Below are 23,053 nucleotides of genomic sequence, written 5' to 3' on the forward strand. Positions count from 1 at the left end.
CGGACCAAACAAGACATTGGAACCAAAACTGTATGTAAAGGAGATTTGAAATAATGGCTAACAAAGAATGGTACGTAGGCGAAGTCCGCGACACCGTGCACCGCGCGGAAAAAATGGGCAAGTATGGCCTGTCCGGTTTTGCTCCCGCGATTCTCTCCGTCGCCATTACCGGCGGTATGCACACCAAGGCCAAGTGCCCCGTGCTGCCCGAGACTGTGGACGAGCAGGTGCAGGCCGTGAAGGACGCCTATAATGCCGGCGCTGTCCTGGTGCATGTGCACGCCCGCGACAAGCAGGACACCTCCAAGATGTGCATGGACTCCGACCCCTTCATTGAGGTCAATCGCCGAATCCGTGAGGCCTGCCCCGACATTATCATCAACAATACCTTTGTCGGGGCGCGTATGTTCTATATGGAAAAGGCCTCCGATCCCGTCTGGCGTGTTTCTGCCGAGGCCCGCCCTGAGGTGGCCAGCCTGGATATTTGCCGGAATCTCTATGACTTTATGCCCAATGTTGTATTTGCCCAGACTATGGGTGACTGCGAAGAAAATATGGCATTGCTGGACAAATATGGAGCCAAAGCGGAAATTGAGTGCTTTGACCTGGGCGATATTCAGTTCTTGAACCGGATGATTCAGAAGGGCATCCTGAAGGATCCCTACTGGGTCCAGATGATCTTCAATGGCGCCGGCATCACCCCCTGCCTGGAGACACTGCTGCTGGCCGAGCGGCTGCTGCCGGAGAAGAGCCTGCTGAGCGTGCTGGGCATCGGTGCCGTCCAGACTCCTATGGCCGCTGCCGCCATGATTCTGGGCCACCATATCCGCACCGGCCTGGAGGACAACATCTACTACAAGCGCGGCGAGATGGCCACCAGCAACGCGCAGCTGGTGGAGCGGCTGGTCCGCATGGCCAACGACATGGACCGTCCTCTGGCGACCCCCGCGCAGGCACGCGAGATGATGGGCCTGGGCGAGCCCCGTCAGTACAGCTAAGCAAAGGCCGGCCGGTCCGCCGGCCGGGAGGAAGGCGGACCGGCCCTCAAAATTCAGTGATAAAGGAATTCAGAGGCATATGAAAACAAGAGATATTCCCAGCTTTGGAGTGCTTCAGGGCGTACGGGTCCTGTCGTCGGCGAACTTCATCGCCGGCCCCTATATGTGCGGCCTGTTTGCGGAGATGGGCGCCACTGTGACCAGCATTGAGCGGGCCGATTTCCCGGACGGACTCCGCACCACGGTCACCGAGTGGTTTTCCTCTGAGCACCGCAATCAGCTGAGCATGGCGCTGGACCTGCGCCAGCCCGAGGGCAAGGAGGTCCTGAGCCGGCTGCTGAAGGAAAACGATATTTTTGTTGAAAACGCCAAAGGCGGAAGCCTGGCGCACATGGGTATCACGGACGAGTGGATCTGGTCCTACAACCCCAAGATGGTGATTGTCCATGTGTCCGGATATGGACAGAGCGGGGATCCCAGTTACACCGGGCGGCCCTGCTTGGACGCAATTGCACAGGCGTTTTCCGGCTACATGAATCTCAACGGACTGCCGGACATGCCAATGGTGGCCCGGCTGTACACCGCCGACTACATGAGTTCTCTCCACGGCGCTGTTGGCGCCCTGGCCGCCCTGCACCGGGTCCAGCAAACTGGAAAGGGCGAAAGCGTGGACGTGGCCATGTATGAGAGCATGCTCCGCGTGTCCGCAGACGCGGTTGCCCTTGGGCTGAACCGGGGCCTGGAGCCCAAACGGGTGGGCAACCGGACCGAGCGCGCCTGGGGCGAAGGGGTGTATCGCTGCAGAGACGGCAAGTACATCTTCTGGATGTCCGGCCAGGTGGGCAAGACCACCTACGGGACCCTCAAGATGGTGGGCATGGAGCAAGAGGACCCCGGGCCTGGCTCTCCCTTCTCCACCAGGCCCGAGGTGGGCGCGGAGCTGGAGAGGAGAATGAAGGAATACTGCGATACCCACACCTCCGGCGAGGTTATGGAGGCGGCCCTGCCCCTGGGCGTCCTGTGCTGCAAGGTCATGAATTACGACGAGATGGTGGAGGACCCCCATTTCAAAGCCAGAGGGACCTTCATCGAATGGGACGACCCCTGTCTGGGAGAGCGCATGACAGGGGTGCGGCCTACTCCGTGCTTTGCAAACAATCCCTCCAAAATCTGGCGCGGCACCCCGGTACTGGGTATGGATAATGAAGACCTCCTGGAGGAGATTGGCTATACCGGGGAGGAGATTGCGATGCTGAAGGAGAAAAAGGTCATCACCTATGGCAGCTCGATTCATAAGACCATGGCCAAACAATAAGAGGTTATCGGAGAAGGCCGAAGGAGGATTAAAATGGAACATACAAGCACCGCCCATACACAGATCAAGAAACCCTGGTTTATTTTTGGCGTGTTGATGTTTGGCTGGTTTGCCATGATGCTGTCCTTGGGGGCCAACACCACGGCCTTCCCCCACATCACTGCTGAGCTGGGGCTTCCGTCTGCGTACGTCTCCTGGATGAGCGTTACCTACACGATGGGCGCGGCCATCCTTGCCCCCCTGATGGGACGTATCAGCGACCTGATCGGTCTGAAGAAGATCACCATTATCGGCTTGGCCCTGTTCACGATCAGCGTCGTGGGCCTGGGCGCCGGAAAGAATTTTGCGATCATTCTGATCGCGCGGCTGCTGCAGGGCCTGTCCGTGGCCTGTGTTGTCCCCGCCTGTATGGCGTTTGCCGGCCGCTTTTTCGCTGGTGCCAGCGCTGCGAAAGCCTATGCTGTGCTGGGCGCCGTGGGAACTGGCGGCAACATCGTGGCTCCCGTGTTTGCAGGCATCCTTTGCGACGGACCCGGCTATCGTTGGGTCTACTATGTCAGCATTGTGATTGCTGCAGTTGCTCTGATCGCCGTGTTCATCGTGCTGCCGCAGATCCCTGTGGTCCCGCAGGAGCGCAAGCGCTTTGACGTGGTCGGCACCATCAGTCTGTGCATCTCCATCGGTGGCCTGATGGTCACTCCCACTCTGGGCAGCCAGTTTGGCTGGTCCTCCCCGCTGGTCATCGTGGCCCTTGCGCTGTTCGTGGTGTTTATGATTGTATTCCTGAGTACTGAGAAGCGCGTGGAGCAACCGCTGATCCGGCTTTCCCTGCTGAAGTCCCGGGAGTTTTCGGTCCCCGCCGTTTACAGCCTGATGATCAACGGCATCGTCACCGTGTTCATGTACATGGTCACCTACTATGTGGTGTACGGCCGCGGCCTGCCCTCTTCTCTGTCCGGCTCCTGGACCACCTTCACGATGGTGTTCATGACTGTGGCCGCTGCACTGGCGAGCCGCCTGATGAAGGTCCTCAACTGGAAGTTCTGTGCCCTGGTGCATGTTCTCCTCTTTGCCGTGGCCTGCGTGATTTTCTCCTTTGCTGGACCGGAGGCCTCCCCTGTGGTCCTTTTTGTCGGCGGCGCAGTGCTCGGGATTGCGGGCAGCTTCAACACGCCGCTGCCCACGGCCAGCGCGCTGGATAAGGTTCATCCCGAGGAGCGGGGTGTGGCCTCTGGCTCCTTCCGTATGATCAGCGACCTCAGCGGCCCGCTGGAGACGGCGATTTTCATTCCCTTGCTTTCCACCATTGGGCTGACCGCGGCCGGTCCCAATTTCGCGGTCTCCTTCTCCAAGGTGAGCCTGTATCTTTTGATCCCGTGTGCCATCGCCTTTATCCTGTTCCTGGTTTATCCGAAACACGATCCAAGGCAGGATACGAAGGCGGAGTGAGTGGAGGGACGCCTTTGGGGCGCATCCGCTGCATAAAAAGTGAATGGACACGAAAAGTGTAGGTTTTTACCTACACTTTTCGTACTGTCAATTTTAAGTTAAAGAATCGGTTTGTAATATCGAAGTGGGGAGGGACACGGCATGTGTGCGGACATGATTCCAATTGAGAACGAGATCAACCAGGTTCTGCAGACAAAGTCCTGCCTATATACGGCGCTGTTTGAGTTGCTGAAATCACGCCCTTACGAGTCGATCACCGTGGGACAGATCTGTAAGAAAGCGGATTTTTCACGGGCGGTATTTTATAACCATTACCACAACAAAGATGAGTTTCTGCGGGAGATATTTGACCGCATTGTCTTTTATTACCACACCAAAATTGAAAGAGCGGAGCAGGAGCATCAGCTGACCGAGACCTATACGCATGTCACCTGGCTGCGAGTGCTCTCCAAAAACAAAGAATTCTTTTTGCTGTTGGAGCGCATTGGGAAAACGGAGTGGCTGGTGGAGTACCTGGCCAGTGAATTTGACAATCTGTTTGCCAAATTGGCCCATGAGGAGCCAACTGAGTCCGAGCTATTTCACAACTATTTTGTGACCTACCACGCCATGGGGGTGTGCGGATTATATATGAAATGGCTCAAAGAGGGTGAGCCGCTGCCGCTGGAGCAGTTTTCCGGAATTATCATGCACCTGTATCAGTACAAAAACATCAGATCTTTTTTGAATTTTCTGGAGGAATAGAGCAAGATAAAGGGCCATGAAATCGTCAGATTTCATGGCCCTTTTGTCTGGTTTCAGAGGCGCAAAGCGATGGGTCCCATTTGCGACATCAAGGGAATGGAGCATCAGAGACAGGACGTTTTGCCAACTGTGCCAGATCCGGGGTCCGCTTAAGGCCATGCAGTTGATTGGAAAAGACTTGACAGGCGCGGCGTATGAGCCTATAATGCGCTTAATTGAACAAGGTCTTCAGGGCGGGGTGCAATTCCCCACCGGTGGTATAGCCCACGAGCCGAAAGGCATGATTCGGTGAAATTCCGAGGCCGACAGTATAGTCTGGATGAAAGAAGATCGTGTGCCGCAGGAGTAATTGTCTCTGCGCGCATGGAATTGCTCTGGAATGGCGTATCATTCCAGAGTTTTTTGCTTCCGTGGGCGCGGGCCGCCTCGCCGTTTCATGATGCCTTGAACGAACCGTTCAAGGCATCTTTTGTTTTTCGGAGGTGAATATGAACGACCAGGAATATATGCGCTTTGCCCTGACCTTGGCCCAAAACGGCCTTGGATGGACCAGCCCCAACCCAATTGTGGGCGCGGTGATTGTCAAAGACGGACGGATCATTGGCCAGGGGTATCATAAGCGGTACGGTTCGCTCCACGCGGAGCGCTGCGCTCTGGCCAGCTGCACAGAGTCCCCGGCAGGGGCTGCGCTGTACGTCACTTTGGAGCCCTGCTGCCACCAGGGAAAGCAGCCGCCCTGCACTGACGCTATCCTGGAGGCCGGAATCACCCGGGTGGTGGTGGGGGCCGGCGACCCGAATCCCCTGGTGGCCGGGAGGGGGCTGGCAATTCTCCGGGCCCGCGGTGTGCAGGTGGAGACCGTTGTTCTCAAGGAGGAATGTTTGGCCCTGAACCGGGTGTTTTTCCACTTCATCCAGACCGGGCGGCCCTATGTGGTAATGAAGTATGCCATGACCATGGACGGCAAGATCGCCACCGGCACCGGGGCGTCCCAGTGGATCACCGGCGGGGCGGCGAGGAGGCGTGTTCACGAGGACCGCCATCGGTACACGGCCATTATGGCGGGCATCGGCACTGTGCTGACGGATGATCCGTTGCTGACCTGCCGCATGGAGGGCGGAAAGAACCCGATCCGTGTCATCTGCGACTCCGGACTGCGGACGCCGCTGGACAGCCGGATCGTCCGGACTGCGGGCGATGTGCCGACGATCCTGGCCACGGCCTGCGGCAGCAGAGAGCGGAGAGCAGCCTATGAGGCCGCCGGCTGCCGGGTGTGGACTCTGCCCGGAAGGGACGGACGGGTAGATCTGCCCGCTCTCATGAAACGGTTGGGGCGGGAAGGCGTCGACAGCGTCCTTCTGGAGGGCGGCGGCACATTGAACTGGGCGGCCCTGGAGAGCGGCATTGTCCAGCGGGTGCAGGCTTACATCGCCCCATCGATCTTCGGCGGCGCGGCGGCAAAATCGCCGGTAGGCGGCCTGGGGGTGGAGACACCGGAGCAGGCGGTCCGGCTGAAGAACACCACAATCACCCGGATCGGAGAAGATTTTTTGCTGGAAAGTGAGGTGGACACAGATGTTTACGGGGATCACTGAGGAGATCGGCATCATACGGGCGGTCCGGCGGAGCGCCTGCGCTTCGGTATTATCCATTGGTGCCAGCCTGGTTTTGTCCGATCTGAGGATTGGTGACAGCGTGGCTGTAAACGGCGTATGCCTGACAGCCACAGGAAAAGACGCCGGGGGCTTTACCGCCGATGTGATGCACGAGACGCTGAATCGCTCCTCCCTTGGGCGCCTAGTCCCCGGAAGCCGAGTGAATCTGGAGCGGGCCATGGCGGCGGATGGGCGATTCGGCGGGCACATTGTCTCCGGCCACATTGACGGGACGGGCCGCATTACCGCCAGACGACAGGATGGCAGTGCAGTGTGGTACACAGTGGAGGCCGTTCCAACCCTGCTACAGTACATGGTGGAGAAGGGCTCTGTTGCCATAGATGGCGTCAGCCTGACCATAGCTGCCGTCACGGAGACGGACTTCTCCGTGTCGCTGATCCCCCACACGGCGGGAGTGACGATTTTGGGTGGAAAACGCCCCGGCGATGTGGTCAATCTGGAGACAGACGTCATCGGAAAATATGTGGAAAAGCTACTGCGTCCAAAGCAGGGAACTGGACCGGCTGGCGGCATTACCCTGGAATTTCTGGCCGGGAACGGATTTTAAGGAGGAAGAACTATGTTTCAGTACAGTACCATCGAAGAGGCCTTAGAGGAACTGCGGCAGGGGCGCATGATTCTCTGCACCGATGCCCCGGACCGGGAGAATGAGGGCGACCTCATCTGCGCCGCCCAGTTTGCCACAACGGAAAACGTAAATTTTATGGCCACCCACGCCAAGGGCCTGATCTGTATGCCCATGTCGGCCGCGTATATCCGCAGGCTCCAGCTCCCCCAAATGGTCCCCAACAGCACGGATAACCACGAAACAGCCTTTACGGTTTCCATTGACCATGTGGAGACCGCCACAGGCATCTCCGCCGCCGAACGCTCCGTCACCGCCATGAGATGTGTGGAGGAGGACGCAAAGCCCGAGGATTTTCGCCGGCCCGGCCATATGTTCCCTCTGCTGGCAAAGCCAAACGGCGTGTTGGAGCGGGAGGGGCATACCGAGGCCACCGTGGACCTCTGCCGCCTGGCGGGGCTGAAGGAGTGCGGGCTTTGCTGCGAGATTATGCGGGAGGACGGCACCATGATGCGGGCCAGGGAGCTGCAGAAAAAGGCTGTGGCGTGGGGGCTGAAATTTATCACGATTCAGGACCTGCAGGCCTATCGCAAGCGCCATGAGAAGCTGGTGGAGCAGGTGGCGGTAACCCGTTTGCCCACAAAATATGGGGATTTTACCGCCTACGGCTACCGCAATAAGCTAAACGGCGAGCATCATGTGGCACTGGTGAAGGGCAGTATTGGGGATGGTGCCGAGCTCCTCTGCCGGGTCCACTCCGAGTGCCTGACCGGCGACTGCTTCGGCTCCCGCCGCTGTGACTGCGGCGAGCAGCTGGCGGCAGCCATGAGCCAGATCGAGGCCGAGGGCCGTGGCATCCTGCTGTACATGCGCCAGGAGGGGCGCGGCATCGGGCTGCTGAATAAGCTCAAGGCTTACGCACTCCAGGACGAGGGCATGGATACGATAGAGGCCAATCTTGCCCTGGGCTTTGCCGGAGACCTGCGAGAGTACTTCATCGGGGCCCAAATTCTCCGGGACCTGGGCGCCAAAACCCTGCGCCTGCTGACCAACAACCCGGACAAGGTCTACCAACTGGCTGATTACGGCATGGAGATTGTGGAACGGGTCCCCATCCAGGTGGAAGCTACAGAGGAGGACCTGTTCTATCTGCGGACCAAGCAGCGGCGCATGGGACACATTCTCAGCTATTAAAGTTCAGATCATATTCAGATCATATCAGGAGGAACTATGCGATGAAAATCTATGAGGGTAAGCTGGTATCTGAGGGGATTAAGGTGGGCGTCGTGTGCGCCCGGTTCAACGAATTCATTGTGGCCAAACTGCTGAGCGGCTGCCGAGATATGCTGCTGCGGCACAACGTAAAAGAGGACGATATTTCCGTTGCCTGGGTGCCGGGCGCCTTCGAAATTCCGCTTATCGCCTCCAAGATGGCCAAAAGCGGCAAATATGACGCAGTGATCGCCCTGGGCGCGGTCATACGGGGCAGCACCAGCCACTACGACTATGTGTGCAGCGAGGTGTCCAAGGGAATCGCCAATGTGGCCCTGAACAGTGATGTTCCCGTCATGTTCGGTGTCCTCACAACCGACACCATTGAGCAGGCCATCGAGCGGGCGGGGACCAAGGCCGGCAACAAGGGCGCAGATTGCGCCGAGGGTGCGATTGAGATGGTGAATCTGATCCGCGCTATGGAGGGCTGAAAATGATGAATCTCCTCGCTGATTAGACGGTGTACGGATCTATGTGCCGACCGTTCAGCAGACCTGCGGCCGCCGGACAGTTGGGTCTGGCGAGGGTGACCATGCCTGCCAATAGAGAAAAATAAGGCAAAGGGCCTCCAGAGGCGTTATGGACTAAACAGGCCCCGCTTTTCGAACATTTTTATCGAAAAGCGGGGCCTGTTCAAGTTGGAAGGGACGGCTAAAATCGATATTTCCCAATGACAAAAACATCCGTAGGATAGCCGCCAAACCGAAGCTAGGCGGTAACGGGTTCGGTTTGGAGAGGAGGAGCAGCGGTGTGAGTGCGCTCTGACTTTTGAAAAAAGTCGGAGCAAACGATATGACGTTTGCTCCGACGTGGTGGAGGCGGGGGGAGTCGAACCCCCGTCCGAAAACGCTTTAACGGGAACCTCTCCGGGCGCAGACGGTTATTTACATTCCCGCACCCCAGCGTGAGCCGTCACACTCAGGGGATTGGTAGCTTCATTGTTCATGGTGCGCTCAAAGCTTTGCGCACACACGTGCACCACTCAGTCACGCCCTGCCCCGGCTCGTGGTCCTTCCGGGGAGGACGGCCGCGTTAAGCCGCGGCGAGAACTACGTTATCGTTGTTCTTTAATTTATAAAGTGCCCATTTTAAGGATGTTAGGCGCATCCGCCCGCTATTCCCGCCTCTACGTCCCCGTCGAAACCAGTACGCCCCCGTGTCGTCGCAAAGTCCATTTCATTTAGGACACCCGCCAAAGGCGGGCATCCCGCATTCCATTCCCTTGCTCCTCCGCTTCCCATCGAACCCGCTTGCGCTGGGCTTCGATGGGAGATACGGGGATGGACCGCCTCCAACCGCCCTGCCCATATGTGGGGCGGCTGGAGGACAGGCCGTAAAGTCGGAACCTATGTCTGCTTTTTACGTTGAGCGGTTGATTAGCACTTCTCCGGGGCGGGATAATCCACGCCGAAGGTCTCCACTGTGACAGACTTCATGCGCTGATCCTCCAGGGGTTTATCCATCCGGTCCCGGCGGGCGGAGACAATGGCGTCCGCCACCTCCAGCCCCTCGATCACCTTGCCGAAGGAGGCGTACTGCCCATCCAGATGGGGCGCCTGCTCCACCATGATGAAGAACTGGCTGCCCGCGGAATTGGGATTCATGGCACGGGCCATGGAGAGCACGCCCCGGTCATGCTTCAGATTGTTGGGAAAACGGTTTCCGGCAAACTCCCCTTTGATGGAGTAGCCGGGGCCGCCCATGCCGGTGCCGTCGGGGCAGCCGCCCTGAATCATAAAGCCAGGAATGACCCGGTGGAAGATCAGGCCGTTGTAAAAGCCGCTTTTGACCAGGCTGATGAAGTTGTTCACCGTGTTGGGGGCCACCTCGGGATAGAGCTCGGCGACCATCCTGCCGCCGTTTTCCATCTCAAAGGTAACAATGGGGTTCTGAGCCATGTTCCACACTCCTTTTTGTTCAATTGCCGCCACGGCGGGATTTCATCGCGCGGTCGATTTCCCGCTTGGCATCCTTTGCCGCTGCCGCGTCCCGCTTATCATAGAGCTTTTTACCCTTGCACAGGCCCACCTCCAGCTTGAGCCGGGGACCGCGGAAGTAGATGGACAGGGGGACCAGGGCGTAGCCGTCCTGCTTGACTTTGGCAAAAAGACGCAGGATCTCCCGCTTGTGCATCAGCAGACGGCGGGGGCGGCGGGGGTCTTTGTTGAAAATATTGCCCTTCTCATAGGGACTGATGTGCATGCCGTGAACCGCCATCTCTCCGTCCTTGATGAGACAGTAGGAGTCCTTCAGATTCACATTGCCAAGACGGATGGATTTGACCTCTGTTCCCGCCAGTTCAATGCCGGCCTCGTATTTATCTTCCACAAAATAATCGTGATAGGCCTTGCTGTTCTTGGCCACGATCTTGACCCCTTTGACATCCACGGCTTCACCTCCCTGCAGGTGCTTAGATATGTATTATACCATGGCTGTCAATAGTTCAGACCGGAAAAAAGGAGAGCAGCACGCCCAGTGCATTGCGGTCCACAAGCAGGCGGCCGTGTTCCGCCAGGCGGGCCTCCTGGTGGGGCCGGGGCGACTCCAGGCGGCCAAACTCGGACAGGCGGTTGGCCGCCTGCTCCGCTCCGGCGGGAAAGGAGAGCCAGTAGCGCCCTTCCCACCAGAAGAGGGCGGCGTCCGGCCGTGGGACACTCAGGCTGCGTGCGGCATCCAAAAGAGTCTCCAGATCGCCAAAGGAGAGCCAAATGTGCTCCGGCGCGCTGACACGGGCAAAGACCAGCACGCCGCAGGCATCCGGGTAGGCCTCGATCTCAATGGAGCCGTCCAGCGTGATACCCGCCTGGGCAAAGGCGTCCTGGGTGAGCTCCAGCGCCCGCTCCAGAGTAAGACCAGAGGGGGTAAGCCCCCTCTCTTTCAAGTCGGCAGGGGTAATGTACAGCGCGACGCTGGTGCTGCCGATAGGCTGGATCGTCATGGTGGAAAGACCTCCTTCAAGGCGTTTGATATCCGTCGGGACCATTATACGCGGCCGGGTGGGCCTTGGATAGCTGTAATGATTGGTGGGATTGGCAAAAGAGTGGCGGAGCGGAGAATTGTGTGGTATACTAATTTTGATTTTAGATTTTTCTTGAGGCGGAGGGGCTGGCTATGGAACTGATGGAAAAGACGGTGGAGCGCCAGGTGGTGTTTGAGGGCGTGGTTGTGACCGTACGCCAGGACCGGGCGCAGCTGCCCAACGGACGCATTGTGGGCCGGGAGGTGGTGGAGCACCCCGGCGGCGTGGCTGTTTTGCCGCTGCACAGGGACGGCACTGTGGACGTGGTGCGGCAGTTCCGCTATCCCTTTCAGAAGGTGGTTACAGAGCTGCCCGCCGGCAAGCTGGACAGGGGCGAGGAACCACGCCTGGCCGCCCTGCGGGAGTTGCAGGAGGAAGTGGGGGTTATTCCCGGCGAGCTGATCGACCTGGGCTGCCTCTACGTCTCTCCGGGCATCTCCAATGAGGTGCTCCATATGTACTTGGCCCGGGACCTGCGGCAGGGGGCCTGCCACCCGGACGAGGATGAATTTCTGGAGGGCGACCGGGTGCCCTTTGAGGACCTCCTGGGGCAGGTTATGTCCGGGGCGATCTGTGACGCCAAGACCGTGGCGCTGGTGCTGAAAACCAAGGAATATCTGGGGCTGTAACACCGAACAAAAAGGAGTGGGAGCATGGGCAAGCGGATTCTGATCGTCGAGGACGAGAAGAACATCGTGGATATCCTGAGCTTTAACCTGGTGAAAGAGGGCTATGAGACCCTGGAGGCGTACGACGGTGAGGCCGGGCTGCAGCTGGCGCTGGAGCAGGATCCGGACCTGATTTTGCTGGACCTGATGCTGCCGCGGATGAACGGCTTCGATGTATGCCGTTCCCTGCGGGAGCGGGGGCACGGCACGCCTGTGATTATGCTCACCGCCCGCGAGGAGGAGACCGACAAGGTGCTGGGCCTGGAGCTGGGGGCGGACGACTATATCACCAAGCCCTTTTCCATGCGGGAGCTGCTGGCGCGGGTCAAGGCCAACATCCGGCGCAATGAGATGCCAAGAGCCCTTGAAAACGCCGCCGCACCCGCCGGCGGCGGGAAGCGCATGCAGCTGGGCCGCATCGCGATTGACCCGGAGCTGATGGTGGCCTACAAGGACAACCGCACGCTGGAGCTGACCCAGCGGGAATACGAGCTGCTGAAATTCCTGGCTGCCCAGCCGGGAAAGGTGTTCTCCCGGGAGGCGCTGATGGAGCACGTGTGGAATTATGAGGGCTATGTGGGCGACGTGCGCGCCGTGGACGTGGCGGTGCGTCGGCTGCGGGAAAAAGTGGAGGACGACCCGGCCGCGCCGCAGTTTATCGTGACGCGGCGGGGGCTGGGGTATCTGTTCAACGCCTGAGCGGGGCTGGGGCGCTTTCCGGAGGGTGTCTCCTGCCGAGGACGGGGGTTGCGCTCCCGCGGGAGGCCCGGCTTTTGGGTTGCAAAAGCCGGGAGAAAACAACCATTTGCTTCTCTTTATCGAAGTGTCCACCGGACAATTCGACCCCTGGCCCCCGCGGCAGCGGCGCCCCGCCCCCTCAGGGGGACAGAACAAACAAGGAAAGAAGGTGACCATGGATGTTTCGCAGCCTGCATATGAAACTGGTTTTGATCATGGTGCTGCTTATCGTCTCACTGATGACGGTGGTAGGGGCCTTTTTGATCAACTCCGTGGTCAACTACTATACCCAGGATTTCTATACGCAGATGGCCCTGGCCTTTGGGGACGAGGACTTCATCGGCGACCTGAAAACGCCGGTAGAGGGCGAGGAGAGCGGCGCGCAGAGCATTGCCCATATTCTGGAGAGCTACAACGGCACCCTGGGCGTGGACAACCGCAGCCGCCGGTACTATGTGCTGGACGGCGGCGACGCCAGCTGCCTGGCCTATTCGGACGAGGAACAGGCGGGCGGACAGGTAACCCTGACCCGCAATCTCTCCCTGGCCCTCAACGGGGAGACGGGAGACGAGAGTGACCCCGCGGTGGACTACATGGATGTGGCGGTCCCCATCGCCAGAGGGGACGGAAGCTACATTGTCTACGTGCTGGACAACCGTTCCACAGTCAAGAGCCTGAACAGCGAGCTCTTTAAGCTCATTATGGAGGCGCTGGTCTTTGGCCTGATTATCTCCGTGCTCCTCTCCTTCCTGCTGTCCAAGACCATGATCACCCCTATTGAGCGCCTGACCGAGGGCGCGGAGCGGGTGGCGGACGGGGACTTTTCACACAAGATCGAGGTGGCCTCCCGGGACGAGATCGGCGTGCTCACGGGCACCTTCAACGAGATGGCACGTCAGCTGAAGGAGACCCTGGAGGAGGTGGAAAATGAACGCAACAAGCTGGGGACCCTCTTCCTCCACATGACCGACGGCGTGGTGGCCTTCTCCCGGGACGGGGCGGTCATCCAGTCCAACCCCGCCGCCGAGGACCTGCTGGGCCGGGCCATTCCCATCGGTGGGACAGAGAATTATGACACCCTGTTCTCCGACATCGCCCCCCTCCAGGGGGTACTGGCGGTGGAACAGCCCGGCTATCTGGACGGTACCCGGGACGTGGACGGTCGCAGCCTGGAGCTGCTGCTCACCCCCTTTGACCAGGAGCGGCTGGGCGGCGTGCTGGTGGTGATCCATGATGTGACCGAGCAGCGCAAGACCGAGGAGATGCGACGGGAGTTTGTGGCCAACGTATCCCACGAGCTGCGCACCCCTCTGACCAATATCCGCTCCTATGCGGAGACGCTGGTGGACAGTGCGGGAAACCTCCCCGCCGAGACGGAACAGAATTTTCTGGGCGTCATTCTCAACGAGTCCGACCGGATGACCCACATTGTACAGGACCTGCTGACCCTCTCCCGATTTGATTCCGGCCGGACGGAGCTCAAGCTGGCCCCTTTCCCCTTTGAAGGGGCGGTGCGGGATGTGTACCGGGCCATTCTGATGGACGCCCAGCGCCACGGGCACACGGTGCGGTTGGACCTGGAGCGGGGCCTGCCCGAGGTGGTGGGCGACCGGGAGCGTATTCTTCAGGTGATGATGAACGTGGTGTCCAACGCCATCAAATACACCCCGGACGGGGGGCTGATTCAGATTTCAGCCGGGCGTATCGGCCCCAAGGTGTGGATGGAAGTAACCGACAACGGCATTGGCATCCCCGCCGAGGATCGGGGCCGCATTTTTGAGCGCTTTTACCGGGTGGACAAGGCCCGATCCCGGGAGTCCGGCGGCACAGGGCTGGGACTGTCCATCGCCAAGGAGATAATGGACCGACATGAGGGCACGCTGGAGCTGGTGGACCGGCCGGGACCGGGCCTGACGGTGCGTCTGACTCTGCTGGTGGAGGGACCGAGCCATGGACACCCGTAAAGAGCGAAGGCGCCGCCCCAACACCGTGGAGTGGGGGAAGAACCTGCTGATTGTGCTGCTGGTGTTCTCCGCGGTCTATCTGGCGGGGCGCAGCGGCATGGTCCATGAGCTCTCCGGCGGCACGCCCAGCGGCTGGATGGGGAGCCTGATTTCCTTTTTCCGCAGCCGCGGCGAGGCCGTTCCGGTCGAGGCACCGGGAGACGGCAGGCCCGCCATGGCGGCCCAGGCGGTGCGCATTGCCATCTGCAATGGTGAGGAGCGCTTCGCCGTGCAGTACGACACTGCCCAGACGGACCGGCTTTTTGACGCGGTGGGCGGTCTGCTGGGCGAGGGATTGGCCAGCGCCAAGTCCCCTGAGCAGGTGGATGAGGCTGTCTGGCGGCGGGCGCTGCAGACGCCGGGGGTATATTTTGACTTTTTGGGGCAGATTCCCCTGGACGCCCTTTACGCCTGGCTGGGCGAGGGCGCCAGCAACCCCAATCTGAGCGGGACGGCCCGACGGGTGCTGCTGGCCCGGGACAGCACAGACGCGGTGGTCCTGTACTATAGTAATGAGGAGACCGGCCTGTACTATGCCTGTGGGACAGCGGTGATCTACTCCGGACATATGGAGGAGATGTTGGCGGGCTACGGGGGAAATGGGGCCTTTTTCGCTTTTGAATACGGCGCGGAGCAGAGCTATGCGGAGCTGGACCCCTATGTGCTGATTTTTTCCGCCCCTCCCACGCCCGGGGCTTATCGGATTTCCAACCCCCTGGCCGGTGTGGCCGGCGCGCAGCTGGAGGCGCTGCAGAATGCCCTCTCGTTCCGGCCGCAGAGCAGCAGTGCGGTTTATCCCGTACAGGGAGGTATTACCGTCCGGGAGGGGCGTGAGACCCTGACCATTGCCAGCGACGGTACGGTGACCTATCACGCCCCGGAGCAGGACGCCTCCCGCTATATGGTGGCGGAGGACGGTCAGAGCGCCACGGACGCGCAGGTGATTGAGGCCGCCCGAGAGCTGGCTGCGGCTGCGGGCAGCTGGGCGGGGAGCGCCCGCCTCTATCTGACGGAGCTGGAGTACGGGGAGGACGGCACGCAGACAGTGCGCTTCGGCTACAGCCTGGAGGGAGCCATGGTCCGCTTAAGCGGGGACCTGCCCGCGGCGGAGTTTACCGTGCGCGGCGGACAGATCACCGACTACACCATCCGGTTCCGCACGTACGAGGCCACAGGGGAGACCACCCTGGTGCTGCGGGAACAGCTGGCCGCCGCCGCCCTGTCCGCCCTGGACCGGGAGGGGCGGGAGCTGATCCTCTGCTACGAGGAGATCGGCGATCTCGCTCAGGCCGGCTGGGTGGCGCAGTAAAACAGAAAGGAGGGCCGGCATGGAGTGGTCGAAAATCAAAAACATCATTATCCTGATCCTGGTCGGCCTGAATGTGTTTCTGCTGGCCCTGGTGGCAGTGCGGGAGAGCAAGAGCGCACGCTATCAGGAGGAGGCGCGCGCCGGTGTGCTCTCTGCTCTGGAGCGCAGTGGGATCCAGTTTCTGCCGGAGAAGGTCCCGACGGATATGGAGCTGACGCCGCTCACCGTGACCCGCAGCCGGGAGCGGGAGCAGAGCATGGCCCAGGCGCTCCTGGGGCCCGTGGAACGGGAGGATACGGGAGGAAGCGTGCGGGTGGTCTACACCGGCACAGGCGGGAGCGCCTCCTTCTCCAGCGACGGCAGGTTCAGCTTTGAGCTCAACGACCAGGCGCTGGCCCCGGAGGGAGACACGCCTGCCCGGGCGGGGGCGGCCTGCCTGGAGCAGATGGGCCTGCAGGCCGTACTGGTGGAGACGCGGAGCGAGGGGGAGGACACTCTGCTGATTTACCGGCAGAACTGGGAGGAGGTCCCGCTGTTCTCCTGCCAGGTGATCCTGACCTACCGCGACGGTACGTTGCGCCGCATTGAGGGAGAGTACCTGGAGGGCGCCGCAGTGCCGGCCCAGGGAAAGAGTCTGGATACCCTGACGGTACTGGTGCGGTTTCTGGCCGGTATGAACGAGTCAGGATATGTGTGCAGCCGCATCGACGCGATGACGGCGGGGTATCTCTCCAGCGTCAGCGCCGCGCGGCCGGTGGTACAGCTGACGCCGGTGTGGTATATCACAACCGACACGGGCTCCTATTACCTGGACGCGCTGACCGGTGCGCTGACCCAGGCGGGATAGGGGGCTGCGGGAAAGATTTGAAGGGTGAAAGGGAACAAAGCGGGCCTTTTCCATGCCGGCGGGCATGGAAAAGGCCCGCTTTCTGTGCGCGTGCAACAAAAGGCGGGTGGGGGGCCTCTGATAAAAGGAGGTTATATTTATGGCGGGTTATACGAACAACTATCAATTGCACCAGTGGGAGGCGGGGGACGACTTTTTACGGACGGACTTCAATGAGGATTTTGTGAAGATTGATGCGGCGCTGGGGAAACTCAGCGTGGAGGTGGGCAGCTACGTGGGAGACGGAACATCGGAGCGTACGATTGCGCTGGGCTGCACCCCCAGGGCGGTGATCCTGTGTACCCACTACCCGCTCACCAGCGGCAGCGGGGACGCGGTGACCATTCTGACCCAGGCGTTCGGCGTGGGCATCTCCAACGACTCCGTGACTTTTTCCCCGAGGGCCGCGCTGGAGGGGAACCTCCTGCGGCTGAACCACGCCCTGGTGAACGGAAGCGGGCACACCAGCTATTACCTGATCTTTCAATAATGAGGAAAAGAGAAGCTCCCCGGAGGGAGCTTCTCTTTTTGCTTTGTCAGTGCGATTTGCAGTCAGGGATTAGCCGACCACGTAGATCACAACGGCGTTGTTGGTGGCGGAGCCATTCACAACCTCAAGCACGACCACGCAGGAGTTGCCGTTCACAGTGGTCTTGGTAGAGTCAACATAGACGACCTGGGCGTTCTCCATGTTGTACACGTTGCTAGAGCTGTCCATCATCTGGTCGCCCACCACAGTGTAGGTGGCTGCAGCCTTGACGCAGGAAGCAACGGTGTAAGCACCGGTCACATTCATTTCATTGTCCCAGGTGTACACGCCACCGGTGGTAACAATGCTGCCGCTGTTGTCGCCATACAGGGTGACCTTGGTGCCGTCGGCCTTGTAACCTTCGTACACACGGTAGGTGTTGCCATCGGCCTTCAGCTCAGTGGTGTAAACGCTGGAGTTGATGTAGGCAAAGTCGTTGGAGGCCACGGCGCTCAGGTCAGCGGCGAAGCCAAAGACGACCTTGGCAGTGCCCAGAGTAGAGGACGAGCCCAGAGCCACGACGGTGGTACCGGCGGTATCCAGTGTAGCACCGGCGGGCAGAGCGCCGGTGTATGTCACGGCAGTGCCCTTGGTGGCGTCATACAGGACGTAAACGGTGTTCTTGTCCAGCAGGGTGTTCTGAGAGGCGACCGTAGCAACGGTAGACCCCGTCACGATGCTGGTGGTAGTGCCCTGATACAGGGTGTCAGCCGCTACAGAGGTATCCACGGCCTGCAGAGTGATCTTGTTGTCCTTCACCTCGTAGCCGAAGACCTTGCCGTCAGCCAGCAGAGTGGCGAGGACGGCGTCCATTTCGTCCTTTGAATCCAAGCTTGTGTCATCGGCGTCAAAGACCTTAGTGCCGGCGATCTTGTACTCCTTGGTGGAGGAGTTGTAGTCCATGGCCAGGTCGTACACGGACACGGTGCCGTCAGCCAGTACGAAGCGGGCCTGAACAGCGGGGGTAGAGCCGTCCACAGTGGTGGTCACGGTGGAGACGTAGTTGCCCTTCAACTGGGCGAAGTTGGTATAGGTGTTGTTGATGGCGGTGGTCTTCACCACATAGCCATACTGATCGAAGAAATACTTGGCGGCGGTGGCGCTGTTGGAGAAGTCAGCGACAGCGACAGCGTCAGTGCCGTCATTAACGCCAGTGGCCACAGTGTAGACGGTGCCGCCTACGGTGATGGTTTTGTAGGTGTTGTTATAGGCGGACTGAGCGCCCTCCACCACGGTGGTGGGGTACACATGCAGGTAGCTGGCGCCCTGGTACGTGGTGACCACGTCGCCCTTGGCGAAGTCGCCGTGGAGCATGACGGTGTCGGTATTCACGGAGTCATCGGCGTAGTCGATCTTGTCCGCGGTGGAGCTGAAAGCATAGGTCTTGTCGCCGTTGGTGGCGGTGGTGATGTTGTCAATGGTCTCTACCTTGTAGCCAATGACGTTTACATCCGTGACCGCGCCGGTGTTGTCCACATAGATCTCCACAACCTTGCCGTTGGCGGTCAGGGTGGACAGCTTAGTGGCAATCACGTCGGTGGAGCTGGAGAAGGACAGGTCGCCGATAGCAGTGGTAGTAGCACCGATCTGAGTGGTGGCGTCCGCCAGCTTGGTGACGTTGAAGGTGTAGCCCTTCAGGTCCTTCACGATGGCAGCGGGCAGGGTAAAGGCGGTGTAGGTGACGACGGGGGTCTTGGCGGCGTTGAATACCAGCTCGTCAGTCGCTGCATCATAGGAGTTGTTGCTGTTCTTGTCCAGGTACCAGGCATAGGCAGCAGCGCGGGTGAAGTCATCCGGGACGCCGGCGCCCTTGTGCAGCTTGGGGAAGTACTTCTCGCAGAACTGCTGATAGCCCAGGCTGCCGTCAGTGGCGCCGGCGCCGGCGTAGTTGGAAGCGCCCTCGCTGGCGATGGTGACGGCGGCGGCGTCAGAGGCGCCGATCACGATAGAGGTGCCGTCAGAGGTGGTGACCTCAGTGCCCTTGTTGGAATAGCGGACCATGTTGGCGGTCAGAGCCTGGAAAGCCATCTGGGCGGCGCTGTCGCGGCTCAGGGGGTCGGAGAGGACGATGCCGTCCACGGCGATGCCGGCGGAGACCATGTCCACAGCGATGTTGGTGGACCAGTCCTTGCCCACGTAGCCCTCGATCTTGGCGTCATAGCCCAGAGCGACCAGCAGCATCTTGCCGAAAGCGATGCCGGTCAGCTCACCCTCGGGATTGAAGGTGCCGTCACCGGCGCCGGCCAGGATGCCCAGGTTGGCACAGTAGGCGATGAAGGGAGCGGACCAGCGGTTGGCGGCCACGTCGGAGAAGATGGAGCTGTTGTTGCTCAGCTTCTCGGCGTTGGCCGGGCCCATCATCATATAGCAGATGATCTTGGCGGCCTGCTCACGGGTCAGGATGCCGGTGGGATTAAAGTCGCCCTTGTTGGTGCCTTCGAGCACCTTGAGAGCGGACATCACCGCAACGGCCTCAGTGTTCTTGATCTCGGCCTGATCGCCGAAATCCTTGCCCGCAGCGCTGGCGGAGACGACCATCATGCCGATGAGCATGGCGGCGGCCAGGACCAGACTGAGAGCGCGCTTGAGGTTTCTCATTTGGATATTCCTCCTTTTAAAATTTGAGCTGGGGCGCTGTTTCCCTTGTTCAAATTGCCGAACAGGGGCGTATAACGCCCCTTGCACCCATCAAATTGGTTGCTGAAGGCAAATGTTTTAATTAGAAATACGACTGTTTCTCCTTTGAAAGTTCCGGTGGTAGACATTTGGTAGACAGACTTTCTGATTTGAACAATATAAAACCCGAAAATGGCTGCGCGGCAGTCACTTGCGGGTTTGGCTTGGTAGACATTTGGTAGACATTCTCCTCAATTGCACCTTTTGGATGTACAAAAGGCAGCAACTTTTTCAGAAGGAGGGAGAGGGGTGTGAGGTGAGCGCAGGTGCGAAAGAAATTGCCGGACAGGACACAGCTGCTGCGGCAAATGGAGGACATCGCGAACTGCCGGGTGAACGACGCGGTAAAGCTGGCCTTCCTGGACGGCCAATGGCCGGAGGAGATTGACGAAATGGATTTGTCCGCCCTGACGGAGCTGCGGCGCAATGGAAACGGGATGGTGGAGATGAAATTCATAAACCGGGTGGCCGCGCTGGAGCGGCTGCTGGAGCTGACCGACGGGGGAAAAGACGAGAAGGCAGCGGAGTTTTTCCGGGCTTTGGACCAGCGGGCAGGGCGCGGAGAGCCAGATGGAATTTAAGGCTTTTTCCGAAAAGCAGAAAACCGTGTTGACCTGGTGGTGCGAGCACTCCCCCTTTCGGGAGCGGGAGGCCGTCATCTGTGACGGCGCGGTGCGCAGCGGCAAGACTCTATGCACGGGGCTGTCCTTTTTCTGCTGGGCTATGGGGCGCTTTCAGGGAGCGCAGTTTGCCCTGTGCGGGAGGACCATCCGCGGGCTGCGGCGGAACCTGCTCTCCAGCGTGATGCCTGCGCTGAAGGGGCTAGGGTTCCATGTGGAGGACCGGGCGTCCCAGAACAGGCTGACTGTGCGCTTTGGTGGGCGGGAGAACACTTTCTACCTCTTCGGGGGCAAGGACGAGGGCAGCGCGGGGCTGATCCAGGGGGTGACGCTGGCCGGGGTACTGCTGGATGAGGCGGCGCTGATGCCCCGATCCTTTGTGGAACAGGCCTGCGCGCGCTGCTCTGTGGAAGGGGCGCGGCTGTGGTTCAACTGCAACCCTGAAGGACCAGGGCACTGGTTTTACAGGGAGTGGATTGCAAAGAGCGAGGAGCGGCGGGCCCTCTACCTGCACTTTACCATGGAGGACAATCCGGCGCTGAGCGGAGAGATGATCGGACGGTATGCCAGAAGCTTCAGCGGCGCTTTTTACCGGCGGTTCGTGCTGGGAGAGTGGACCGCCTCGGAGGGGAGGGTGTACGACTTCTTTGACGAGGAGCTGGTACAGCCTGTGCCGGAGGGGCTGTTTGAGCGCTGGTGCATCTCCTGCGACTACGGGACGGTAAACCCTGCCTCCTTCGGGCTGTGGGGCGCGCGGGGCGGTATATGGTACCGGGTAAAGGAGTTTTACTACGACTCCCGCGCCGAGGGGCGGCAGAAAACCGACGGAGAGTATGCCGCCGACCTGGCGCGGCTGGCCGGGGGGCGAAGCATTGAACAGGTAGTGGTGGACCCGTCGGCGGCCAGCTTCATGGAGCTGCTCAGGCGCAAGGGCTGGCGGGTGGTAAAGGCGGAAAATGATGTGCTGGCGGGCATCCGGCTGACCGCAGAGCTGCTGCGGCAGGGAAGGCTGGTCATCTGCCAGGGATGCGACGACGCAATCCGGGAGTTTGGGCTGTATTGCTGGGACGAGCGGGCGGTGGGCGACCGGGTAAAGAAGGAACACGACCACGCTATGGATGAAATCCGGTACTTTGCCGCCACTGTGGCGGCGGGGCGGCCGGAGCCGTTTTTCGGAGCGGGATTTGTGGAGCGGGAGGCATTTTAAGGGGGAATGGGAGTTTGGGACTGTTTGAGCGAAAAAAGACGCAGGACCCGGCGGCGTGCGTTCAGTTGCGGGACGGAGGGAGACATCCCTTCGGGCTGCTGGACGGCTATGTGCCGCTGCACAGCGGGGAAATCGCCCTGTATCGGAGCATTCGGGAAGCGGTGCCCATTGTGGACGCCGCGATCTTGAAGCTGATCCGGCTAACCGGCGGGGTGGAAGTGCGGTGCCGGGACGTCCGGGGACAGGAGGGCCTGGACCGGTTTCTGAAAACAGTCAACGCCGGACGGGGACAGAGGGGTCTGCAGTCATTTCTGGACTGCTATCTGGACTCCATGCTTACCTGTGGACGGGGCGTGGGCGAAATCGTGCTGGACCGCAGGCGGCGGGAGATTGCCGCCCTGCTGTGCGGGAATCCGGAGGATGTGGAGATCAGGGAAGGCGCCTCTCCGCTGGAATTCGCCCTGTGCGGGCGGAGCGAGCGGGGGTTGGTGGAGGCGCTGCCCCATCAGGAGCTGCTGCTCTTTACCCCCTTCCAGCCGGAGACGGACAGTCCGTATGGGGTCAGCCTGCTGCGCTCCATGCCCTTTTTGACGGAGATCCTGCTGAAGATCTATCAGGCCGTTGGGATGAACTGGGAGCGCATGGGAAACGTGCGCTTTGCAGTGGTGTACAAGCCGGGGAGCGACAGCGGGGACCGGGTCTGGGCCCAGGAGCGCAGCGAACAGATCGCCCGGGAGTGGTCGGCGGCGATGCAGGCGGGCAAGGACGGTAGCGTGCGGGATTTTGTGGCTGTGGGCGATGTGGACATTAAGGTCATCGGTGCGGACAACCAGGTGCTGGACAGCGAGGTGCCGGTGCGGCAGATTCTGGAGCAGCTTATTGCCCGGACCGGAATTCCACCCTTCCTGCTGGGCCTGTCTTGGTCCTCCACCGAGCGAATGAGCGCACAGCAGGCGGACATGATGACCAGCGAGATCACCGCCATCCGGCGGGGGCTGGAGCCCGTGGTGGAGCGGATCTGTGAGCTGTGGCTGCGGCTGCACGGGTTTGACCAGAGGGTACAGGTAGAGTGGGAGGACATCAGCCTACAGGATCTGGTAGAAGAGGCCCGGGCCGAGCTGTACCGGCAACAGGCCCGGTCGGTGGAGCTGGAGAATGAAGAGAAGCAGAAGAGCCTGGGGTAAGGCGGCCTGGGCCTCTGCGAGCGGGAGCGAGCCGCGCCGGAAGGCGCGCAGGCCGGTGGAATTCAGTTCCAACGGCCGCAGATGGAAAGGAAGGGGGTCCCCGCGGAATGAGACATTCCGTGGGGCTGGCCCGGGCCGAGCTGTACCGGCAACAGGCCCGGGCAGTGGAGCTTGAGAATGAAGAGAAACAGAAGA

The 23,053-nt window shown here is 60.4% G+C and carries 21 protein-coding genes, 1 other RNA gene and 1 riboswitch; of the genes, 17 read left to right on the plus strand and 5 right to left on the minus strand.

What is annotated here, in order from left to right:
• The first annotated feature begins 53 nt into the window (after positions 1-53).
• From H9Q75_RS09410 to ribH, 8 genes are all read left to right on the plus strand, one after another.
• A complete protein-coding gene (locus H9Q75_RS09410; RefSeq protein WP_186566436.1) occupies positions 54-998 on the plus strand; it encodes a beta-keto acid cleavage family enzyme in 945 nt (314 codons plus the stop codon).
• Between the two features lie 79 nt (positions 999-1,077).
• Positions 1,078-2,313 carry a CoA transferase gene (locus H9Q75_RS09415; protein WP_186566438.1) on the plus strand — a complete coding sequence of 412 codons (1,236 nt, stop codon included), beginning with the start codon at positions 1,078-1,080 and terminating at the stop codon, positions 2,311-2,313.
• A 33-nt stretch (positions 2,314-2,346) separates the two neighbouring features.
• On the plus strand, positions 2,347-3,762 hold the full coding sequence (locus H9Q75_RS09420) for an MFS transporter (protein ID WP_186566440.1): 1,416 nt from the start codon (positions 2,347-2,349) through the stop codon (positions 3,760-3,762).
• Between the two features lie 141 nt (positions 3,763-3,903).
• Complete coding sequence (locus tag H9Q75_RS09425; RefSeq protein ID WP_186566442.1) at positions 3,904-4,506, plus strand: TetR/AcrR family transcriptional regulator; 603 nt, start codon at positions 3,904-3,906, stop codon at positions 4,504-4,506.
• Positions 4,507-4,726: 220 nt separating this feature from the next.
• Positions 4,727-4,841: riboswitch (FMN riboswitch) on the plus strand.
• Between the two features lie 153 nt (positions 4,842-4,994).
• Positions 4,995-6,101, plus strand: coding sequence for a bifunctional diaminohydroxyphosphoribosylaminopyrimidine deaminase/5-amino-6-(5-phosphoribosylamino)uracil reductase RibD (gene ribD, locus H9Q75_RS09430; RefSeq protein WP_186566444.1), 1,107 nt, complete (start codon positions 4,995-4,997; stop codon positions 6,099-6,101).
• A complete protein-coding gene (locus H9Q75_RS09435; RefSeq protein ID WP_186566446.1) occupies positions 6,082-6,729 on the plus strand; it encodes a riboflavin synthase in 648 nt (215 codons plus the stop codon). The genes ribD and H9Q75_RS09435 overlap by 20 nt, the downstream gene beginning before the upstream one ends.
• Positions 6,730-6,741: 12 nt before the next feature.
• The gene (locus tag H9Q75_RS09440; protein ID WP_186566448.1) at positions 6,742-7,941 is read left to right on the plus strand and encodes a bifunctional 3,4-dihydroxy-2-butanone-4-phosphate synthase/GTP cyclohydrolase II; all 1,200 of its coding nucleotides are present in this window, start codon (positions 6,742-6,744) and stop codon (positions 7,939-7,941) included.
• Between the two features lie 41 nt (positions 7,942-7,982).
• Positions 7,983-8,450 (plus strand): 6,7-dimethyl-8-ribityllumazine synthase, encoded by a 468-nt coding sequence (ribH, locus tag H9Q75_RS09445; protein WP_186566450.1) that lies wholly within the window; start codon positions 7,983-7,985, stop codon positions 8,448-8,450.
• A 379-nt stretch (positions 8,451-8,829) separates the two neighbouring features.
• Here ribH and ssrA read toward each other — a convergent pair.
• The 4 genes from ssrA to H9Q75_RS09465 all read right to left on the minus strand — a co-directional run bounded on the left by ssrA (position 8,830) and on the right by H9Q75_RS09465 (position 10,957).
• Positions 8,830-9,175: a transfer-messenger RNA gene (ssrA, locus tag H9Q75_RS09450) on the minus strand.
• A gap of 220 nt (positions 9,176-9,395) precedes the next feature.
• Entirely contained in the window at positions 9,396-9,917 is a 522-nt protein-coding gene (locus H9Q75_RS09455) for a peptidylprolyl isomerase (RefSeq protein ID WP_186566452.1), read from the minus strand.
• A gap of 19 nt (positions 9,918-9,936) precedes the next feature.
• Positions 9,937-10,407, minus strand: a complete 471-nt coding sequence (smpB, locus tag H9Q75_RS09460; protein WP_186566454.1) for an SsrA-binding protein SmpB — start codon at positions 10,405-10,407, stop codon at positions 9,937-9,939.
• Between the two features lie 55 nt (positions 10,408-10,462).
• Complete coding sequence (locus H9Q75_RS09465; protein ID WP_186566456.1) at positions 10,463-10,957, minus strand: adaptor protein MecA; 495 nt, start codon at positions 10,955-10,957, stop codon at positions 10,463-10,465.
• 173 nt (positions 10,958-11,130) lie between these two features.
• Here H9Q75_RS09465 and H9Q75_RS09470 point away from each other — a divergent pair, with 173 nt between their 5' ends.
• The 6 genes from H9Q75_RS09470 (at position 11,131) to H9Q75_RS09495 (ending at position 17,132) form a co-directional block, all read left to right on the plus strand.
• The gene (locus tag H9Q75_RS09470) at positions 11,131-11,667 is read left to right on the plus strand and encodes an NUDIX hydrolase (protein WP_186566458.1); all 537 of its coding nucleotides are present in this window, start codon (positions 11,131-11,133) and stop codon (positions 11,665-11,667) included.
• 24 nt (positions 11,668-11,691) lie between these two features.
• A complete protein-coding gene (locus tag H9Q75_RS09475) occupies positions 11,692-12,405 on the plus strand; it encodes a response regulator (RefSeq protein ID WP_186566460.1) in 714 nt (237 codons plus the stop codon).
• Between the two features lie 218 nt (positions 12,406-12,623).
• On the plus strand, positions 12,624-14,408 hold the full coding sequence (locus H9Q75_RS09480) for an ATP-binding protein (protein ID WP_186566462.1): 1,785 nt from the start codon (positions 12,624-12,626) through the stop codon (positions 14,406-14,408).
• The gene (locus tag H9Q75_RS09485) at positions 14,395-15,756 is read left to right on the plus strand and encodes a hypothetical protein (protein ID WP_186566464.1); all 1,362 of its coding nucleotides are present in this window, start codon (positions 14,395-14,397) and stop codon (positions 15,754-15,756) included. Before H9Q75_RS09480 ends, H9Q75_RS09485 begins: the two co-directional genes overlap by 14 nt.
• 19 nt (positions 15,757-15,775) lie before the next feature.
• On the plus strand, positions 15,776-16,603 hold the full coding sequence (locus H9Q75_RS09490; RefSeq protein ID WP_186566466.1) for a hypothetical protein: 828 nt from the start codon (positions 15,776-15,778) through the stop codon (positions 16,601-16,603).
• 139 nt (positions 16,604-16,742) lie between these two features.
• Positions 16,743-17,132, plus strand: a complete 390-nt coding sequence (locus H9Q75_RS09495) for a hypothetical protein (protein ID WP_186566468.1) — start codon at positions 16,743-16,745, stop codon at positions 17,130-17,132.
• A 69-nt stretch (positions 17,133-17,201) separates the two neighbouring features.
• Here the strand turns inward: H9Q75_RS09495 and H9Q75_RS09500 are convergent, their stop codons facing one another.
• Complete coding sequence (locus tag H9Q75_RS09500; RefSeq protein ID WP_186566470.1) at positions 17,202-19,769, minus strand: S-layer homology domain-containing protein; 2,568 nt, start codon at positions 19,767-19,769, stop codon at positions 17,202-17,204.
• A gap of 344 nt (positions 19,770-20,113) precedes the next feature.
• Here H9Q75_RS09500 and H9Q75_RS09505 point away from each other — a divergent pair, with 344 nt between their 5' ends.
• The 3 genes from H9Q75_RS09505 to H9Q75_RS09515 are packed head-to-tail and all read left to right on the plus strand — an operon-like array spanning position 20,114 to position 22,858.
• Entirely contained in the window at positions 20,114-20,428 is a 315-nt protein-coding gene (locus tag H9Q75_RS09505) for an XRE family transcriptional regulator (RefSeq protein ID WP_341480930.1), read from the plus strand.
• The gene (locus H9Q75_RS09510; protein ID WP_186566472.1) at positions 20,418-21,674 is read left to right on the plus strand and encodes a PBSX family phage terminase large subunit; all 1,257 of its coding nucleotides are present in this window, start codon (positions 20,418-20,420) and stop codon (positions 21,672-21,674) included. Before H9Q75_RS09505 ends, H9Q75_RS09510 begins: the two co-directional genes overlap by 11 nt.
• A 14-nt stretch (positions 21,675-21,688) precedes the next feature.
• Entirely contained in the window at positions 21,689-22,858 is a 1,170-nt protein-coding gene (locus tag H9Q75_RS09515) for a phage portal family protein (RefSeq protein ID WP_186566474.1), read from the plus strand.
• Positions 22,859-23,053 lie beyond the last annotated feature (195 nt).

Origin of the sequence: Lawsonibacter celer (assembly GCF_014281125.1) — a bacterium.
GTDB lineage: Bacteria > Bacillota > Clostridia > Oscillospirales > Oscillospiraceae > Lawsonibacter_B > Lawsonibacter_B celer.

Bases quoted from the DNA above. Each gene is read 5' to 3' on its own strand.
- H9Q75_RS09410 (WP_186566436.1), top strand. From the start codon at position 54: ATGGCTAACAAAGAATGGTACGTAGGCGAAGTCCGCGACACCGTGCAC.
- H9Q75_RS09415 (WP_186566438.1), top strand. From the start codon at position 1,078: ATGAAAACAAGAGATATTCCCAGCTTTGGAGTGCTTCAGGGCGTACGG.
- H9Q75_RS09420 (WP_186566440.1), top strand. From the start codon at position 2,347: ATGGAACATACAAGCACCGCCCATACACAGATCAAGAAACCCTGGTTT.
- H9Q75_RS09425 (WP_186566442.1), top strand. From the start codon at position 3,904: ATGTGTGCGGACATGATTCCAATTGAGAACGAGATCAACCAGGTTCTG.
- ribD (WP_186566444.1), top strand. From the start codon at position 4,995: ATGAACGACCAGGAATATATGCGCTTTGCCCTGACCTTGGCCCAAAAC.
- H9Q75_RS09435 (WP_186566446.1), top strand. From the start codon at position 6,082: ATGTTTACGGGGATCACTGAGGAGATCGGCATCATACGGGCGGTCCGG.
- H9Q75_RS09440 (WP_186566448.1), top strand. From the start codon at position 6,742: ATGTTTCAGTACAGTACCATCGAAGAGGCCTTAGAGGAACTGCGGCAG.
- ribH (WP_186566450.1), top strand. From the start codon at position 7,983: ATGAAAATCTATGAGGGTAAGCTGGTATCTGAGGGGATTAAGGTGGGC.
- H9Q75_RS09455 (WP_186566452.1), bottom strand. From the start codon at position 9,917: ATGGCTCAGAACCCCATTGTTACCTTTGAGATGGAAAACGGCGGCAGG.
- H9Q75_RS09465 (WP_186566456.1), bottom strand. From the start codon at position 10,957: ATGACGATCCAGCCTATCGGCAGCACCAGCGTCGCGCTGTACATTACC.
- H9Q75_RS09470 (WP_186566458.1), top strand. From the start codon at position 11,131: ATGGAACTGATGGAAAAGACGGTGGAGCGCCAGGTGGTGTTTGAGGGC.
- H9Q75_RS09475 (WP_186566460.1), top strand. From the start codon at position 11,692: ATGGGCAAGCGGATTCTGATCGTCGAGGACGAGAAGAACATCGTGGAT.
- H9Q75_RS09480 (WP_186566462.1), top strand. From the start codon at position 12,624: ATGTTTCGCAGCCTGCATATGAAACTGGTTTTGATCATGGTGCTGCTT.
- H9Q75_RS09485 (WP_186566464.1), top strand. From the start codon at position 14,395: ATGGACACCCGTAAAGAGCGAAGGCGCCGCCCCAACACCGTGGAGTGG.
- H9Q75_RS09490 (WP_186566466.1), top strand. From the start codon at position 15,776: ATGGAGTGGTCGAAAATCAAAAACATCATTATCCTGATCCTGGTCGGC.
- H9Q75_RS09495 (WP_186566468.1), top strand. From the start codon at position 16,743: ATGGCGGGTTATACGAACAACTATCAATTGCACCAGTGGGAGGCGGGG.
- H9Q75_RS09500 (WP_186566470.1), bottom strand. From the start codon at position 19,769: ATGAGAAACCTCAAGCGCGCTCTCAGTCTGGTCCTGGCCGCCGCCATG.
- H9Q75_RS09510 (WP_186566472.1), top strand. From the start codon at position 20,418: ATGGAATTTAAGGCTTTTTCCGAAAAGCAGAAAACCGTGTTGACCTGG.